This window comes from Achromobacter aegrifaciens (assembly GCF_902859965.1).
Lineage (GTDB): Bacteria > Pseudomonadota > Gammaproteobacteria > Burkholderiales > Burkholderiaceae_B > Achromobacter > Achromobacter aegrifaciens.
Map to the genome: position 1 here is coordinate 195,720 of NZ_CADIKO010000002.1, position 15,089 is coordinate 210,808.

The 15,089-nt window shown below is 65.6% G+C and carries 17 protein-coding genes; 1 reads left to right on the top strand and 16 read right to left on the bottom strand.

The features are described 5' to 3' along the window. Positions 1–21: 21 nt before the first annotated feature. The 10 genes from fliO to fliF form a co-directional block, all read right to left on the bottom strand. Positions 22–345, bottom strand: coding sequence for a flagellar biosynthetic protein FliO (gene fliO / locus HV793_RS12100; protein WP_054456686.1), 324 nt, complete (start codon positions 343–345; stop codon positions 22–24). A gap of 10 nt (positions 346–355) precedes the next feature. Beyond that, positions 356–898 (bottom strand): flagellar motor switch protein FliN, encoded by a 543-nt coding sequence (gene fliN, locus HV793_RS12105; protein WP_175180793.1) that lies wholly within the window; start codon positions 896–898, stop codon positions 356–358. Further along, positions 891–1,898, bottom strand: coding sequence for a flagellar motor switch protein FliM (fliM, locus tag HV793_RS12110; protein ID WP_119452079.1), 1,008 nt, complete (start codon positions 1,896–1,898; stop codon positions 891–893). The genes fliN and fliM overlap by 8 nt, the downstream gene beginning before the upstream one ends. A gap of 2 nt (positions 1,899–1,900) precedes the next feature. Beyond that, on the bottom strand, positions 1,901–2,527 hold the full coding sequence (fliL, locus tag HV793_RS12115; RefSeq protein ID WP_054456689.1) for a flagellar basal body-associated protein FliL: 627 nt from the start codon (positions 2,525–2,527) through the stop codon (positions 1,901–1,903). A gap of 170 nt (positions 2,528–2,697) precedes the next feature. Then, a complete protein-coding gene (locus tag HV793_RS12120; RefSeq protein WP_175213237.1) occupies positions 2,698–4,092 on the bottom strand; it encodes a flagellar hook-length control protein FliK in 1,395 nt (464 codons plus the stop codon). Positions 4,093–4,116: 24 nt separating this feature from the next. Then, positions 4,117–4,566, bottom strand: a complete 450-nt coding sequence (gene fliJ / locus HV793_RS12125) for a flagellar export protein FliJ (RefSeq protein ID WP_054456691.1) — start codon at positions 4,564–4,566, stop codon at positions 4,117–4,119. Continuing rightward, complete coding sequence (gene fliI / locus HV793_RS12130; RefSeq protein ID WP_175180796.1) at positions 4,559–6,049, bottom strand: flagellar protein export ATPase FliI; 1,491 nt, start codon at positions 6,047–6,049, stop codon at positions 4,559–4,561. Before fliI ends, fliJ begins: the two co-directional genes overlap by 8 nt. Continuing rightward, positions 6,046–6,789 (bottom strand): flagellar assembly protein FliH, encoded by a 744-nt coding sequence (gene fliH / locus HV793_RS12135; RefSeq protein WP_054456693.1) that lies wholly within the window; start codon positions 6,787–6,789, stop codon positions 6,046–6,048. The genes fliI and fliH overlap by 4 nt, the downstream gene beginning before the upstream one ends. Next, positions 6,782–7,792, bottom strand: a complete 1,011-nt coding sequence (fliG, locus tag HV793_RS12140; protein ID WP_054456694.1) for a flagellar motor switch protein FliG — start codon at positions 7,790–7,792, stop codon at positions 6,782–6,784. Before fliG ends, fliH begins: the two co-directional genes overlap by 8 nt. After that, a complete protein-coding gene (gene fliF, locus HV793_RS12145; RefSeq protein ID WP_054456695.1) occupies positions 7,782–9,443 on the bottom strand; it encodes a flagellar basal-body MS-ring/collar protein FliF in 1,662 nt (553 codons plus the stop codon). Before fliF ends, fliG begins: the two co-directional genes overlap by 11 nt. Before the next feature lie 331 nt (positions 9,444–9,774). Between fliF and fliE the strand changes: the two genes are divergently transcribed. Continuing rightward, on the top strand, positions 9,775–10,107 hold the full coding sequence (gene fliE / locus HV793_RS12150) for a flagellar hook-basal body complex protein FliE (protein WP_054456696.1): 333 nt from the start codon (positions 9,775–9,777) through the stop codon (positions 10,105–10,107). Positions 10,108–10,198: 91 nt separating this feature from the next. On the opposite strand, the gene HV793_RS12155 is transcribed toward fliE, so the two are convergent. Genes HV793_RS12155 through fliD form a run of 6 tightly spaced genes read right to left on the bottom strand, consistent with a single transcriptional unit; the run spans position 10,199 to position 14,946 of the window. Further along, entirely contained in the window at positions 10,199–11,002 is an 804-nt protein-coding gene (locus HV793_RS12155) for a flagellar brake protein (RefSeq protein WP_054456697.1), read from the bottom strand. 24 nt (positions 11,003–11,026) lie between these two features. Further along, a complete protein-coding gene (locus tag HV793_RS12160; protein ID WP_054456698.1) occupies positions 11,027–11,344 on the bottom strand; it encodes an EscU/YscU/HrcU family type III secretion system export apparatus switch protein in 318 nt (105 codons plus the stop codon). Then, positions 11,344–12,726 carry a flagellar hook-length control protein FliK gene (gene fliK / locus HV793_RS12165; RefSeq protein ID WP_175213238.1) on the bottom strand — a complete coding sequence of 461 codons (1,383 nt, stop codon included), beginning with the start codon at positions 12,724–12,726 and terminating at the stop codon, positions 11,344–11,346. The genes HV793_RS12160 and fliK overlap by 1 nt, the downstream gene beginning before the upstream one ends. After that, complete coding sequence (locus HV793_RS12170) at positions 12,723–13,079, bottom strand: flagellar protein FliT (protein WP_054456700.1); 357 nt, start codon at positions 13,077–13,079, stop codon at positions 12,723–12,725. Before HV793_RS12170 ends, fliK begins: the two co-directional genes overlap by 4 nt. A 46-nt stretch (positions 13,080–13,125) precedes the next feature. Continuing rightward, positions 13,126–13,554 carry a flagellar export chaperone FliS gene (gene fliS / locus HV793_RS12175; RefSeq protein ID WP_175164525.1) on the bottom strand — a complete coding sequence of 143 codons (429 nt, stop codon included), beginning with the start codon at positions 13,552–13,554 and terminating at the stop codon, positions 13,126–13,128. Positions 13,555–13,572: 18 nt separating this feature from the next. Further along, positions 13,573–14,946 (bottom strand): flagellar filament capping protein FliD, encoded by a 1,374-nt coding sequence (fliD, locus tag HV793_RS12180; RefSeq protein WP_175164527.1) that lies wholly within the window; start codon positions 14,944–14,946, stop codon positions 13,573–13,575. Between the last annotated feature and the right edge of the window lie 143 nt (positions 14,947–15,089).

Genomic DNA, 15,089 nt, shown 5'->3' on the forward strand with positions numbered 1-15,089 from the left:
CGCTTGGAGGGCGCTGCAGCGCTAGCGGCGCTTGAGCGCCTGGCCCAGCTTGGCCGCGAAGGCGGCCGCGGGCAAGGTCGAAGCCTCCGGCAACTGGCCGGCGGGCAGGGTATGCAGGGTATTGAGCTGGTTCGGGCCGACGCCCACCACCAGCCAGGTATTCTCGACTTCCACCACCACGATGCTCTGGCGCGGACCGACGGGCAGGCTTGCGACCTGCCGCAGCAGGTTGCCGCCGCCGCGTTGTGTCAGCCCGGCGCGGCGCGCCAGCCAGGCCGAGGCCAGGATGGCGGCCACGACCAGGATCAGGCCGGCAACGACGCGCAGGAGGGCGGTATCGTCCATGGCGCCAGGGTCAGCGGCGGTTGTTCAAGCGGTTGATCCGCTCGGACGGCGTGATGATGTCGGTCAGGCGGATGCCGTACTTGTCTTCCACGACCACGACTTCGCCCTGGGCGATCAGGTAGCCGTTGACGAAGATGTCCATCGGCTCGCCTGCCAGGCCGTCCAGCTCGACCACGGAGCCCTGACCCAGCTGGAGCAGGTTCTTGATGGTCAGGCGGGTGCGACCGAGCTCGACCGTCAGCTGGACGGGTACGTCCATGATCAGGTCGATATCCGCGCCCGCGCCGCCGGTGGCGCCGGCCAGGGGTTTGAATACGGATTGGGCGGCAGATTGGGCGGCTGCGGCAGGAGCGGCAGGCGCCGCCGCTGCGGGGGCCGGCGCGGCAGCCGGTGCCGCCGCACTGGTCTGCTCGGCCATGGCGGCCGCCCAGTCGTCCTGGGGCTTCAGGCCGTCGGCCTGGGTGGGCGGATTGGCGCGGGATTGTTCGGCGAGCGCGTCGGCCCAGTCGTCGGCCGGGGACGAGCCGGTACCGGGCTCGTTCTTGTCAGTCATGGTCAGAGGCCTCGTTGGATTCTGTATCGTGGGTAAACATGTTCTGTACGCGCAGGGCGTACTGGCCGTTGAAGACGCCGTAGCCGCATTCCATCAGCGGCACGCCGTCGACGCTGGCGACTATGGTTTCGGGTACGGTCACGGGGAGGACGTCACCGACCTTCAGGCTCATCAGTTCGCGGATCGACGAGGGGATGCGGGCAAATTCCGCTACCACGTCGATGTCGGCGCTACGTACCTGGCGCGAGAGCTGCTGCGCCCAGCGCTGGTCCACTTCTTCGAGCGTGGTTTCCTGCAGCGGGCGCGTCAGCAGATCGCGCACCGGTTCGATCATGGAATAGGGCAGGCAGATGTTCAGGTCGCCGCCGGTCGCGCCGAATTCGATGTGGAACGAGGTGACGACCACCACTTCATTGTTGCCGGTGATGCTGGCGAACTTGGTGTGCATCTCCGAACGCACGTACTCGAATTCGATCGGATAGACGGGATCCCAGGACTTGCCGTAGCTTTCCAGGGTCAGGTTGAGCAGGCGCCGGATGATGCGCTGTTCAGTCGTGGTGAAGTCGCGGCCTTCGACACGCGTGTGGTAGCGGCCATCGCCGCCGAACAGGCTGTCGATGACCAGGAACACCAGGTTCGGGTCATAGGTGAAGAGGGCCGTGCCGCGCAGGGGCTTCATCTGAATCATGTTCAGATTGCTCGGCACGGGCAGGTTGCGTTCGAAATCCGCGTATTTTTGGATCTTGATCGAACCTACGGTGATGTCGGCGCTGCGGCGCATGAAGTTCAGCAGCACGTGGCGCATCTGGCGGGCGAAACGCTCGTTGATGAGCTCCAGCGTCTGCATGCGGCGGCGCACGACGCGCTCGGGCGAGCTCAGGTCGTAGGCGCGGGCGCCGGCGTTCGGGTCCGTGGCGCTAGCTTTGCTGTCGCTTTCGCCGGTGACGCCCGCCAACAGCGCATCAACCTCGTCCTGCGAAAGAAATGCCTCGTAGGCCATGCTTATTGCACCACGAACGCCGTGTACAGTACGTCGGTGACGTACTGGCCGTCCGGCAGGGGCGAGAAGGGGCGATTCACGGCCTGCTTGATGGCGTTGGCCATGTCGGTCTTGCCTTGCTGAGTCTGTACGCCGGTGGGCGATTGCGACGACAGCACCATCAGGATGCGGCTGCGCACTTCAGGCATGTACTTTTCGAGGCGCGTGCGGGTTTGTTCGTCGCTGACGCGCAACGTCAGGCCCACGTGCATGATGCGTTCCGTATCAGGATTCTGCAGCGTGACGGTGAAGGGTTCGATCGGCACGAAGATCGGCGCGGGCACGGCGACCGGGTTGGCCGGCGGCGCGACAAAGGTGGTCGGGGCTGCTTGCGGGCCTTGTTCGGGTTGGCCGGGCTGACCGGGTTGGCCAGGTTGCCCTGCCGGCACCTGACCGACGCCGAGCTGCACGGTTGCGCTGTTCTGCGGCTGCATGCGTTGGGTGATGAACCAGGTTGCGCCGGCGCTGGCCGCGGCAACGATGAGCAGGACCAGGATTGCCAGCAAGGGGCGAAGAATACGGCCCATGCCGCCGGAGCGGGAAGAAGGCGCGCCGCGCGCAGGCATGGGTGAAGGTTTGGAAGTCGCCATCTCGGTGTCGATGCGTGTTTTGCCGCTGATGAAAACGGGTTCTTAGTGGATGAAAGCATTCTGCCCCAAATGCCGCTTCCGCTTGGAGGCGAAAAACAGGGCGAAAGCCGCGTATCTCAAGCTATTGCTGCACCGCCCGCAGCCGTGGCCGGGAGCGATGCGTTGCTTTGTCAGGCGAAGGTGTCCACCAGCGCGTTGGCGTTGCGCGGGGCCGTTACCGCAGCCGGTGCTTCAGCCACGGCTTCGGCGCCAGTCTGGGCGCCTCCGGCATGGCGTTGCGAGCCGTTGCCGCCTTGTTGCGCGAACTCCTGTTGGGCGGCTTGTTCACCCACGCTGGTCTGGCCCAGCGAGATGCCGGCCTGGGCCAGCGCGTGCTGCAGTTGCGGGATGGCGGTTTCGATCGCCTGGCGCACCGAGGCGTGGGCCGACACGAACGAAGCGCTGGCGACGCCGTCCGACAGGTTCAGGCTGACGCGCAGCGGGCCGAGATCGGGCGGATCGAGGCGCAGTTCGGCAGTTTGCATGCCTTGGCGCGCGTTGTGGCTCATCATGACGACCTGTTGGCCGAGCTCCGTGCCCCAGTGGGTGCCGCCGACGGGAGTGGCGACTTGCAGCACGACCGGCACGACCGGTGCGGCGACTGCTGCGGGGTTTGCAATGGGAGCGGCGGCAGGACGCTGCGCGGCTGCGGCAAGCGCCTGGGCCAGATGGTCCTGGGCCGAGGCGCCATGCTGGGGCGCCTGGAATTGCTGTTGCGCGCTGGCCAGGGCAGGGGTCTCGTCGGTCTGTTCTGGCATGGTGCCATGGTCCGCGGCGGGGCGTGCGTCGCGCGCGGGACGGGGCAGCGCGACCTCCGCAGCGAGTCGCGGCGTTTCGGCCTTGACGGGCGCGGTAGCGGCCGGGGTGCGGACCGGCGTTTGCGCGACGGCCGCGGCGTCAGTGCCGGGCTTGGCTGCCGCGGTGACGACCGGTACGGCGATTTCTGCCTCGCGGGCGGCCAGCGCGGCGGCAGCCTCTGCCTGCGGAGCGGTCAGGCCGACAGCGCCAGAGGCTGCGATGGCAGCGGCCTGCGCCTGCGTCGCAGGTGCCGCGTCGGCGGCATTCAATGCGGCGGTCAGAACGGCGGCGCCGCTGCTCATCGCTGCGGCGGCAGCGGTGGCGTTGCCGCGCGCGAGCTGCACTTGTTCTGCGGCCTGGGCCGCGATTTCGAGGGCTTGCTGCGGGAGTATGACCGCGGGTTGCGTGGCCGCAACGGCGAGTGCGCCTGCCTCGGCCTGCGCGGCGGCTTGCACCGCCTCGTCGATGGCGCCGGCGGCGGCGCCTTCGGCGCGGGCGGCTGGGTCGCTGGATGTCTTGCCATCAGCCGGCGTCTTGGCGCCGTTGTTCGCGGGGCGCGAGTCGGCGGCCTGGTTGGGGCGTTGTTGCGCGGGACGCTGCTGGGCCAGCACGTCGGAGAAGCTGGGGCCCTTCTTGTTGTTTACAGGCGCGCTCTTGGCGCCGAGCGCGTCGGCGATCGACGAGGGGGCGGCGGGCGCGATGGAGGGCAGGGGCAGGGGAGCGTTCATCTGGGGCTTCCTGTTAGGTATTGCTTAATGCATGCCGGTCTGGCGCTGGACCAGACGGGCGGAATATTCATCGTTGGCGCGCTGTTCGCGGCGGGATTCCACCACGGCCTGGGCGCGCAGTTCGCGCTGCGCCAGGGCGTCGTAGGAGTTGAGCTTGCGCTTTTCCTGTTGCCAGTAGAGCCGGCCCTTGGCGAGGTTGTCGTCGGCTTGGCGCAACACGCCTTGTTGTTGGCTGATGGCGTCGTCCAGCGTGCTGATGAAGCGCTGGTAGTTATGGCAGTCGCTGGCGGACATTCCGCTGGTCATTGCCTGTTGCAACCGTTCCAGGTAGTCCTGACGGTAGTCGTGCAGCATGGACAGCTGGCGTTCGGCGTTGGTGCGTTCGGCGCTGAGCCTGCCGAGGAGGCGGGCGGCTTCGTCCGTGCTCTCTTTGGCCAGGTTGATCAGCATGTCCAAAGGCAATTGGCTAGGCATAAGCGTCCCTCAATTCGAAACTGGCGCGCAATTGGCTGACGGCGGCTTCATAGCCGACGTTTTCGCCGATGTCTTGTTGCAGGAAGGCTTCCAGGCGTGGATAGCGGGCGATGGCCTCGTCCAGCTGCGGATCGTTGCCGGCAGCGTAGGCGCCCACCGCGATCAGATCGCGGTTGCGCTGGTAGCGCGACAGGCTTTGCTTGAAGCGGCGCACCACGGCGAACTGCTCGGGCGTGATCAGCGAAGTCATGGCGCGCGAGATCGACGCTTCGATGTCGATGGCCGGGTAATGGCCTGCTTCGGCCAGGTGGCGCGACAGCACGACGTGGCCATCCAGGATGGCGCGAGCCGAATCGGCGATCGGATCCTGCTGGTCGTCGCCTTCGGCCAGCACGGTGTAGAAGGCGGTGATCGAGCCGGCCTTGCCGGATGGTCCAGGCGCGCCCATGCCGGCGCGCTCGACCAGCGTCGGCAGCTTGGCGAAGACCGAGGGCGGATAGCCCTTGGTTGCCGGCGGCTCGCCGATGGCCAGCGCAATCTCGCGCTGCGCCATGGCGTAGCGGGTCAGCGAATCCATGATCAGGAGCACGTCCAGGCCCTGATCGCGGAAGTGTTCGGCCAGACGCGTGGCGTAGGCGGCGCCTTGCAGGCGCAGCAACGCCGACACGTCCGCCGGCGCAGCCACCACGACGGAGCGCGCCAGACCCTCCGGGCCCAGGTTGTGTTCGATGAATTCCTTGACTTCGCGTCCACGTTCGCCGATAAGGCCGACGACGATGACGTCGGCCTTGGTGTAACGAGCCATCATGCCGAGCAGCACGCTCTTGCCGACGCCAGACCCTGCGAACAGGCCCATGCGCTGTCCGCGGCCGACGGTGAGCAGGCCATTGATGGCACGCACGCCGGTGTCGAGCACCGTATCGATGGGGGCGCGGGATAGGGGGTTGATCGGTTGGGCGGACAGGGGGGCCAGTTCGGCGCCCGTGAGCGGGCCCAGTCCGTCCAGCGGGCGGCCGGCGCCGTCCAGTACCCGGCCCAGCAAGGCGTTGCCCACCGGCAGGTGGCGGCCCAGCTGCGGCTTGGCGTTGCCGTTCAGTTCGGCCTTGCGCGGCAACGGAATCTGGCGTTGCACGGGGGGCTCGCCAGGCACGACGCGCGCGCCGGGCGGCAGGCCCGAGATATCAGCCTGCGGCATCAGGTAGAGCGTGTGGCCGTCGAAACCCACGACTTCGGCATCCGCCCAGTGGTCGTGGCCGCGAGCGATTTCGATGCGGGCGGCTGCTCCGACGGGTAGACGCAGGCCGGTCGCGTGCAGCACCAGACCTGTGGCGCGCGTGATCTTGCCGCTGACGAGCCACGGATCGGTCGAGCCCGCGCGGATGGAGCCGATTTGCAGTTGGGTCTGCCAGCGGTCGATGACCGGAACCGTAATAGCGGGCGCAGCCGGTTGGCCTGGCTGGAGGGAGGCCGGATTGGCGCTCACACCGGTTCCTCCCAGGATACGTTGCGGCCCAAGGAGGCCGCGACCCGGCGCCAGCGCGTCTGCAAGGTGGCGTCGATGTCACCAAAGGGCGTTTCGGCGCGGCAGCCTCCGCGCGAGATGGACTCGTCGGCCAGGACGCGCCAGTGGCCTTCCTTGAGCTCATCCGCCAGATGCAGGCGGATCAGTTCGATGTCTTCGGGGTTGGCCCACAGGCGCATCTGGCCGCCGGCGGTGGGGTTGATGTGCAGCACTTCCCGCACCGCGTTGATAACGGTTTCCGGCTGGTCTGCGAGCGTGGTGCGCACTACCTGCTGGGCGATGTCCAGGGCGAGGGTCAGCAGGCCCTGGCCCATTTTTTCTTCGAGCGAGCCGAGGGAAGCGGCGCAGGCTTCGACCAGCGCATGCAGGCGCTGTGCTTCCGCGGCGCCCTGTTCACGCGCCTGGACGAGACCTTCTGCGTAGCCTTGTTCGCGGCCGGCGGCCAGGCCGGCTTCGTAGCCAGCCTGTTGGCCAACTTCCAGGCCGGCGGCATGGCCCTGCGCGTGGCCTTCCTCGCGGCCTTCGACAAGCGCCTGGGCGCGCAGCTGGGCCATCACCACTTCGGGATCCGGTCCCGGGTCGGGTTCGGGTTCCGGCTCCGCTTCGACGACCGCGGGCTCGTCGAACGACAGCATCTGCCAGCGCCGCCAGGCGGCGCTGCGCGAGATGAGCGTCGTGGCGCCGCTGTCCACCTCAGACATAGGTGTCGTCTCCCTGGTTGCCCAGGACGATCTGGCCGCTTTCGGCCAGGCGACGCGCGATCTGCAGGATCTTCTTCTGCTCGGTCTCGACCTTGGACATGCGGATCGGACCTTGCGCGTCCAGGTCTTCGCGCAGCATTTCGGCCGCGCGGCTGGACATATTGCGCAGGAACTTGGCGCGCAGCTCTTCCGGCGCGCCCTTGAGCGCAACCATGAGTGTGTCGTTGTCGATTTCCTTGAGGATGAGCTGGATGGCGCGATCCTCGACGTCGAGCAGGTTGTCGAAGACAAACATCTCGTCGATGATCTTCTGTGCCAGATCGTTGTCGCGCTCGCGCAGGCTGGCGACCACGGTTTCTTCCTGGGTCGAGTTCATCATGTTCAGGATCTCGGCCGCGGTGCGCACGCCGCCCATCTTGCTGCGCTTTGCGCCCTGGCCGGCCAGGACCGAATTCAGGACTTCCGTGAGCTCGGACAGCGCTGCGGGCTGCACGCCGCCGAACGTGGCGATACGCAGCATCACGTCGTTGCGCAGGCGGTCCGTCAGGAGCGCCAGTACGCCGGCGGCGCGGTCGCGCTCCAGGTGCACCAGGATGGTCGCGATGATCTGCGGGTGTTCGTCGCCGATAAGTTCGGCCACGGTGTTCGGATCCAGCCAGTTCAGCGCATCGATGCCGCTGCCGCCTTCGCCGGCTTCCAGGATGTCTTCGATCAGGCCGGCTGCGCGGTCGCTGCCCAGTGCCTTGGTCAACACGGTGCGGATGTAGTCGTCCGAGCCCAGCGTGACGGCCATGAATTGGTCGGCCTCCTGGCGGAACTCTTCCAGTACCACTGCAACGTCGCTGCGCGTGACCTGTTTCAGGCTGGCCATGGCGGCGCCGACCTGCTGGACTTCACGGGCGCCGAGGTATTTGAAGACCTCGGCCGCCGCATCTTCGCCCAGCGACATCATCAGCACGGCGCTGCGCGTCATGCCGTCCAGCGGGGTGGAATCATTTTTCATCTTTATTCATCCAGGTGCGCAGAACCATCGCGACGGCGCGCGGATCCTTGTTGGCCATCGTGCGGGCGCGTTCCAGGTTGTCCTGGTAGCGGTCCACTTCCTTGGCGCGGGCCGCGTCCTGGGCCTCGCGTGCAGCTTCGATGCGTTCGGCTTCAGCCTGTTCCGGATCGACCGGCGGGTAGAGGTAGTCGCCCACCGTGCGGCGCAGCAGGCGATACAGCCACAGTGCCAGCACGCCACCGACCAGCCAGGCCAGGATTGTCTTGAACAGCGAGATCATTTCCGGATCGCGCCACATCGGCACCGGCGGCGGGCCATCGTTGAACTGACTGTTGACCAGGTTGAGCGAGTCGCCACGGGTCTCGGAGTAGCCCATGGCTTCGCGCACGAGGTTGGTCAGCTTGTTCAGCTCTTCGGCCGGCAGGGGCTGCAGTTCGCCGTCTTTGTCGCGCATGTAGTTGACCACCACGGCCACCGACAGGCGCTTGAGGTTGCCTACCGGCTGCTTGATGTGGCTGATCGTGCGATCCACTTCGTAGTTGGTGGTGGCGTCGCGGCGTTCATTGAGGTTGCCGGTGACCGCTTGCGTGCTGGTCTGCTGCTGGGCGTTGGCCGGTTGCTGCGGCTGGCCGGGGCGGGGCGGCTGGGGTTGCGGCGGGTTGGCGATGGGGGCCTGGGGGTTGGCCGGCGCCTGGTTCGACAGCGCGCCGGGCACGCCTTGCGCGGGGTTGATGCCGCGCTGGGTCGAGTCGCTGGTTTGCTGGCTGCGCACGGCGGCCTGGCCGGGCTCCTGGTTCGGGCGGTAGACCTCGGACGTTTCTTCGCGGCGGGCGAAGTCGACGTCGGCGCTGGCCTGGGCGTGCACGTTGCCGGGACCAACCAGCGGATTGAGGATGGTGAGGATGCGTTCGACCGTGCGCTGTTCCATTTCGCGCACGAAGCGCATCTGGTCGGCGTCCATGCCGCGGCCTTCGCCCATCGGCGCCGACAGCAGGCGGCCGTTCTGGTCCACGATGGATACGTTCTCGGCGGTGAGTTCGGGGACGCTCGAGGCCACCAGCCAGGAAATCGCGGAGACCTGGGCGTCGCTCAGGCTGCGTCCCGGATGCATGTTCAGCAGCACCGAGGCGGTGGGCGCCTGGCGTTCGCGCACGAAGAGAGACTGGCGCGGCATGGCCAGGTGGACGCGGGCGTGCTGCACGGTGTGCATGGCTTCGATCGAACGCGCCAGCTCGCCTTCCAGGCCGCGCTGGTAGTTGATCTGTTCCGTGAACTGGCTGGCGCCGAAGCGGGCGTTGTCCATCAGTTCGAAACCGACGGAGCCGCCGCGCGGCAATCCCTGGGACGCCAATTGCAGACGCGCGTCGTACACGCGGTCGGCCGGAACCAGCACGGCGGTGCCGGTTTCGTTATAGCGGTAGGGCACGTTCATGGTCCCGAGCGCTGCCACGATGGCGCCGCCGTCGCGGTCGTCCAGGTTTGAGAAGAGCACCTTGTATTTGGGTTCGCTGCTCCACATCGCCACGGCGACGATGACCGCGACGAGAGCCGCCGCCGCGCCCAGCAGGACAGGCTTGGGCAGTGCGCGCACCTTCTCCAGCACGGGGAACTTCGTCAACAGCGACGAACTCAGGGTGGCCTGCTGGTTCATTGGCGGCCCCCGCTGGCCACGCGGAGCTGGAATTGGGACTTCATGTCTGGGTAGGGCAGATTACACATGCAACGTGCTTCTGGTCTGGGGAGAGCGTGGATTATTGCCCCTGAGACGTCCATCCCAATCGTTGAAAACAGCCGGTTTTTGGCGTTACTTATCTCCTATGTCCCCGACAAGGTGAACCGAGCCGCCGCCGCCCCGGCTGCAAGCGGCTGCATTCGTGGAAATGTCGGGTTTTTTGGCGGTTCTTGTCAGCTATGAACCGGCGGGGTTGGCGTTACGCTGGGCGCACTATTGGTGTAATCCCAAACAGCAAGGAAATCAGGTAATGGCTGTATCAGGCTTGTCCGGCATCGAAAGCATGCTCCAGCAGATGCGCGCGGTAGTGAGCAAGGCGGAGACCGGTAACCTCAGCGCGGGTGAAATGGTCGGTCAGCCGGATGGCTTCGCCGCGGAACTGCAACGTTCCATCCGTCGCGTCACTTCCGCCCAGAACGCCGCCACGGCCCAGGCCAAGGCGTTCGAGTTGGGGGCTCCCGATATTTCCCTCAACGACGTCATGATCGACATGCAGAAGGCCAGTATTGGCTTCCAGACGGCGGTGCAGGTGCGCAACAAGCTGGTTGCGGCTTACAAGGAAATTTCTTCGATGGCGGTCTGAGTCCCATCGCGGGAACTGCGCTTGCGTGCACGCCGCAAGCGCAGCAGGCATCAGGCGAGGCGCTTGCAGCGCATGGCCCCGCGTCTATCCATCAATTGCGCTGGGCGCCTCTTTCCAGGCGCCAGACCACCTGCTGCAGCCAGTTTTCCTGGCGCGCATCGAGATTCAGGAAGATGGCCCCCAGATGGCTGACCGGCGGCTCGCCAGTCAGCGAAACGTGCTTGGCCGGCGGTTCGTCCGGATTGGCGGACGAAACCATGGGTTGCCCCGAGACGGGATATACATTGCGCACTTCCAGGCTGGCGTTGAGCTTGCCATGGTCGCCAAAATCCAGTTGCACGTTTTCCATCACGGTACCGCGCTCCGGCAGGGCGGGAACCGCCAGCCCGGCACGCAGGCCTACGCCGTCCACCGAGATGTCGCGTATCGTGAACGAATAGGGCTTGTCGTTGAGGGTGGCTTGCCAACTGGCGCGGCATACATTGGCGGCCGCGATCAGGGACGCGCGGAACATCTTGCGGCGCTGGATACGGGCCAGGCGTTCCGGGAACGGCGATACCAGCGCTGCGCTGCCGTCGTCGAAATGAATGATCTGGGGGCGCTGCACACGAAAGCGGATCTGCACGCCGCCGTAGGCGGTGGCATGGAAGTGGAAGGTGGTGCCGCTCAGCAAGCCCATGGAGTCGGACTGCTCGAAGTCTGCCCCGGCGTAATCGCGCGGCCTCCAGAAGAACTCGCCCGCCTGCTTGTCCACGCCGAGGATCAGCACGGCCATCTCCCGGTCCGCGGCGTCGCGCACCAGGATGTGGCTGTCAGGGTGCGTCAGCTCGAACAGGGCCGAACGCATCTCGTCAGGCCGGGTCAGCAGGAACTCCGGATCGCTGGCATCCAACACTTTGGTCTTCCTCAGGTAATAGGGTCAGGCGGGCGTAGCGGGTTCGGGGAACTCGCGCGATTCCAGGCGATAGAGCCAGGCCAGCAATTCTGCCACCGCTACATAGAGTTGGGGAGGAATATGTGCGTCCAGGTCCACCTGCATCAGCAGGCCGACCAGTTCACGCGACTCGTGGACGTAGAGGCCGTTTTCCTGCGCGGCCCGGACGATGGTGTCCGCCAACTGGCCGTAGCCCTTGGCGACGACGCGCGGAGCGCCGTCCTTTTCTTCGTACGAAATGGCTACCGCCGCGTTGCGGCCGGCGTTCGGATCCGATTCCGGATGGGGGGGCAGGCGGCTCATCAGATATCGGCGGGAATGTCGGCGCGCGGTTCGACCACGCTCACCGTCAGATTGCTCAAGGTCAGGCCCGCGGCCAGCAGGCGCGAACGCAGCGTGTCCGAGGAGTCATTGATCTCGGCCGCGCTGTGCGGCGCAATGAGTTGCAGGACGATCTGATCGCCGGCCAGATTCAGTCGGGCATCGACCAGGCCCAGGCGGGGCAGGTCCAGCTTCAGGCGCGTGGCCCAGGTGGAAACAGCGGAGTCCGGATCGCCGCCGTAAGGGTCGCGCTCGACCTCCCATTCCATGGGCGTGCCGGGCCAGGCTTCACCTTGCCAGGTCAGCGTCTGGTTGGCCAGCACGTCCAGTTGTTGGCGAACGAGTACGGTCAGGTCCTGGTGTATGCCGGTGATGGGCGTGCCGGGAGCAGGCGTGCCGGAGGCGGGCGAGCTGGCGGAGCCTGCGCCGCCGGGTGTGGCGTCGACGCCGGTGCGGCCGCTGGGGGCTGCGCCCGCCCGCGGCCGCGAAGGCGCGGCATCCTGCGCGGGCGGATTCTTGCCGAGCACCGCCTGCGGCTCGTTGCGCAATTGCTCGGGGTTGGCGCGGCCGAAGACCATGTCCGTCAGATGGGACTCGTAAAACAGGCCGCTGCCTTGAAGCGCCTGACGCAGAGCCTGTCCCAGCGCGCGCGCCGAAGGTCCGCCAGCCGCCAGGGCGGCATGCGCGGCAGCGTCGGGTCCTTTGGCGGCACTGGGATTGACGCCCGGTCCGGCCGGCCGGTCCTGTTTTGCGCCGGTTGCCGGAGTGTCGCCGGCAAGCGCCGCCGCGGGCGAAGCCGCGAGCGCGCCGGCTTGCTGGGGAAGGGCCGGCGCCGGCGTTTGGCCAGGCAATGGCTGGGATGCCTGCGCAGTGGCCTGTGGCGTTTGTTGGCCTGCTTGCGCTGCCGGCATGGGGCCGGCGCTAGCGCCACCGCCGGATTGGCCCGGCTGCGCATGCGCGGTCCATAAGGGCGCACGGCCCTGGACCGCAGGTGCGGCCTCTGGGAATTGGGCGAGCAAGGCAAGAATCGTACGCGCCGTCGTGCCCAGCGTGGTCGGGGCCGAGGCGGTGGTGTCGCTGCTGGTCACCAGGCCGCGGGCGGCCAGCGCCAGCGCTGCAGCGGTTTTGGGGTCGACGACAGTATTCGGACGGTCGCCGCGGGCGCCGCCGGGCTGTATGCCTTGCCGCGGGTCGCGTGTTGATCCATCCGAGGCGCCGGGCTTTTCCAGGCTGCCGGGCTGGCTGACCGCGTCGGGGCGGGCGCCGGATACCTGGTTGGCGCTGGCGGCGGACATCGTCGTGCCCAGCACGGCGTCCAGCCGCTGCACCAGGACGTTGCCGAGCGCGGCGGGACCTACGCTCATTCTTCAGGCGCCTGCTGGTAACCGTAGGCGGACAGCAGGGTCTGCTGGCGCTTCATGCGTCCCAGAAGGTCGCCCAGACGGGCCAGTTGCGGCAGCGCCAGATCCCGGGTGAGCGCGTCGTTTTCCAGGATGCGCACGAGCAGGTCGTATTTCATGGCGCGGCCGGCTTCGTCCAGTGGCGCCGAATGTTCGGTCTGGCGCAGTCGTTCCACCAGTTCGCAATATTGCTGTCCATGGACCATGGCGCCGTCCCAGTCGCCGGCTTGCGCCGCCACTAGCATTTCTCCCGTGATGAGAGCGATCTCCTGGTAGTGTTCCAGGATGGGGGAGGTGTACTGGGTCGTGGACGTCATGGAAATCTCGGGCGTTCGATGGCTGGCTGGGGCTTATGCGATGCCGTCAAGGCTGCACGCCCCCGGCAGGGCGATCAATGGATGTTTGCCAGGCCTCGGCCAGATCGGCCAAGAGGCGGTCTGCCGTTTCGAGCGCTTCCGCGTCTGCTTTAAGGTTTGCCATCAACAGCGTGCGGATGATGTAGTCGTACAGACGAGCGAGGTTCGCGGCGATTTCGCCGCCGGCCTCCATGTTCAGTCCGGTTTTTAGGCCTTCGTCGACGATCTTGATGGCTTTCGAGAGGGCGGCTCCCCGTTCTGTGGTTCTGCCCTCCTGTAGGTGCAGGCGCGCTTGCCCAATCGCCGCTCGGGCTCCCATGTACAGCAAGGAAATCAGCCGTTCAGGGCTGGCCCCCAGGACTTGGGTTTCCAGGCCGATGTCGGCGTAGGAGCGTACGGAGTTAGATCCGGAGGGGCGTCGGGCGGCGTAAGTCATTAATACATCTTCTGTAAATTACTTGGACTTGTTCATGGCCGCGAATTGCTGGGTCAGGTAGTTGGCCGTGACCGTCTGTTGCGATACGAACTTGTCCAACGCGACAAATTGCGCACGCATGGCAGCCATGGATGCGGCGCTGGACGCCTTAGCGCGCTCCAATTGGGCCTTCACATCCTTGATAGATTCAGTCAGCCCGTCCTGGCTGATCTTGATGGAGCCTTTGTCACCCAGTATGTTCTTGATCGCGGCGTCGAACTTCGCGGCAAGACCGTCGCTTGATCCCATGATGCGCTTGACATCGGCCGGGTTGGCCGTCAAGGCCTTTTCCAGATCTTTCAGCTCGAGCTTCAGTTGGCCGCTCTTGGGGTCCATGGATATGCCGAGATCAGCCAGAGACCGAAGCGAACCTTCCGACGTAATGACCTGCAAAGCGCTCGACATCGAAGATTGGATGCCACGAGTCGTGCTATCTCCAGTCAACGCCTGATTGGTGGCCGCAGTGATATCGAATGCAGTTAATTTCGTGATGGTGCTTTGCAATGCGTTGTAGGCATTAACGAAATCCTGGACTGCCTTGCTTGCGACACCCGTGTCACTCTGTAGTTTCAGGGTCACCACTTTGTCGGTTTCGGTTTTGGCGGTGAGGTTCAGAGTGATACCGTCAATGGCGGTGGAAACGTTATTGCTACCGCTCTTGACCGTGATGCCGTTGATTTCGACGACCGAGTCCGCGGCGGCGGTCTGTTGGGTCATCTGCGTACCCGCACCACTGTTGTAACTCAGGATGTCTTTAAGTTTTTGGTCGCCCGTAACGGTGATGGACTTTACCGAAGCCTGTACGCCGGTATCCTTGGCGCTGAGCATCAGGTAACTACCGTTCTCATTGGTGATGATCGTGGCGCGCACGCCGGCCTTGTCATCACTATTGATGGCCTTGGCAATACCATCTAGCGAGGTGTCGCCCTTGAGGTCGATGGAGTGCTTTTTGCCGTCCGTCAGTTCGATTTCGAATGAACCGGTGGCGCCATTGGGGAGTTTGCGGTCGGACACGATGCCAGACTGCAAGGTCTGGGCTGCTGCCAGATTTTTCACCTTGATGGTGTATTCGCCCATCGTGGCGCCGTTTTCACCGATAGTGGCGGTCAGGCCATCGCCAACGACATCAGCTTTCACGGCATCCAGCGTTGATGATTTGCCCAGTGTCGCGGCGGCTTTCTGCAAGGCTTCCACCGCGCTTTGTACCTGCCCGAACGCACTGACGCGAGCCTCATAGCTCGCTTGACGATTCGTGTACAAGCTCAGTTTTTTGTCCTCGGCCGCCTGTAAATCCGTCAGGATCTTTTCGAGGGGCAAGCCGGTCGTCGAGCCGAGGTTGGTGATAGAAGCCATGTGAAATTCCTTTCTAGCAATGCGATTCTGTCAAAAATATGGTGCCGGCGATTGGCCGGGTAAGGGCATAAGGCGGGCCTAATTCGACGCTTCCGGATCCTTGCTCACTGTGGATGATGATCTGACCCGATTGTGGGGCCGGA